Raw genomic sequence first — 1,714 nt, 5'->3', positions numbered from 1 at the left:
CAGCAGTGCTCATCTATATTACCAAATACTTTTCGCTTCGTCAAATGTTTTTTTAATTTTTTTTAATAAAAAATCAAAAGACTTTTATATATACATATTTTCGACAATTTTAACATTATAATTTCTATTAAACAATAAAGTTGTACTATAATTCAGTTATACATAATAGGAGGATTTTTATGAAGAAATTAGGTTTTGGATGTATGAGATTGCCATTAACAAATCCAGAAGAACCAACTTCTGTTGATTTAAAACAATTTTGTGAAATGATTGATACTTTTATGGATAATGGATTTACATATTTTGACACCGCTTATCCTTATCACCAAAGACAAAGTGAATTATTTGTAAAAAAAGCGTTAGTTGAAAGATACCCACGAAATTCATTTACTTTAGCCGACAAATTGCCTGTCCCATTTATGAAAACAAAAGAGGATGCAAAAAGAATTTTTGAAGAACAATTGGAAAAATGTGGAGTTAATTACTTTGATTATTATCTTCTGCATTCTTTAAATCGTAATCATTACCAAACTGCTTTAAAATTTGGTTGTTTTGATTTTATTAAAAAAATGAAAGAAGAAGGTAAAATAAGAGAAATTGGATTCTCATTTCATGATACTGCTGATATTTTAGACAAAATTTTGACTAAACATCCTGAAATGGATTTTGTTCAACTTCAAATCAATTATCTTGATTGGAATAGTGAAAGTGTACAATCTAGATTATGTTATGAAACGGCTGTTAAACATGGAAAACAAGTTGTTATTATGGAACCTGTTAAGGGAGGAAGTCTTGTGCGTGTTCCTGAAGATATTCAAACTAAATTATTAACTTTAGATGGATCGTTATCTATTGCATCATGGGCAATACGATTTGCAGCAAGTCTTAAAAATGTTCGTGTTGTACTTAGTGGTATGTCAAACCTTGAACAATTAAATGACAATATTTCATATATGAAAATATTTAAACCGTTGACACAAGAAGAAAACGATTTCTTGATTAAGCTAGGTGATCAAATTCGAACATCTATTGCTATTCCATGTACTGCATGTAACTATTGTACTCCTGGTTGTCCAAAACACATCTGTATACCTGAATACTTTAATCTATTCAATAAAAGAAAACAAAATTTATCTAAAGGTAAATCAACAGAATATCATGATTTAAAAAATGAACATGGAAAGCCATTAGATTGTATTGAATGTGGACAATGTGAGCGTGTATGTCCACAAAAGCTTCCAATTATCAGTAATCTAAAGAAAGTAGCGGATGAATTTGAATAAATTTATCGCAAAAAGAAACAAAATTGTATTTTATACTTCAAATGATATTGGGGATAAACCAATCCTTTCAAAAATTAATGAAGATATGAATTTTTATAAAAACACAGATATAGAAGATACAGTATTAGGTAAAGCAGCTGCTTATCTATACGTTCTTGCAAAAATTTAATTTGTTTATGCTCATGCTCTAAGTGAAACTGCAAAAATTTATTTAGAAAAGAATAATGTTTCTTTCATATACGATAAATTTGTTAAGGAAATCCGATATAGGACAAACACAGATATGTGTCCATTAAAAAAATCCGTGATTCATATAGAGGACACCAGTTACCGCAAAAATCGCATTAGAAAATACAATTAAAGAATTAATGAATCTGAAAAAAGCCAAGTCTAAGTAAATAAAAGACTTGGCTTTTGAATATAAAAGGCAA

Annotated in this window: 1 protein-coding gene and 1 pseudogene; both read left to right on the top strand. The window is 28.4% G+C overall.

Annotation, left to right across the window (positions count from 1 at the left end; all coding sequences use genetic code 11):
- Positions 1-179: 179 nt before the first annotated feature.
- Positions 180-1,283: an aldo/keto reductase gene (locus tag LJE08_RS13430; RefSeq protein WP_227403504.1), complete on the top strand. Its 1,104-nt coding sequence runs from the start codon at positions 180-182 to the stop codon at positions 1,281-1,283.
- Positions 1,270-1,644: pseudogene (locus LJE08_RS13425) on the top strand (DUF1893 domain-containing protein). Before LJE08_RS13430 ends, LJE08_RS13425 begins: the two are co-directional and overlap by 14 nt.
- Positions 1,645-1,714 lie beyond the last annotated feature (70 nt).

Source organism: Holdemanella sp. DFI.5.55, from assembly GCF_020593575.1.
In the GTDB taxonomy this organism is placed as follows: Bacteria; Bacillota_I; Bacilli_A; order Erysipelotrichales; family Erysipelotrichaceae; genus Holdemanella; species Holdemanella hominis.
This window is presented reverse-complemented; position numbering and strand designations above follow the sequence as displayed.

Excerpts from the sequence above, each read along its gene's own strand:
- LJE08_RS13430 (WP_227403504.1), top strand. The coding sequence starts at position 180 with ATGAAGAAATTAGGTTTTGGATGTATGAGATTGCCATTAACAAATCCA.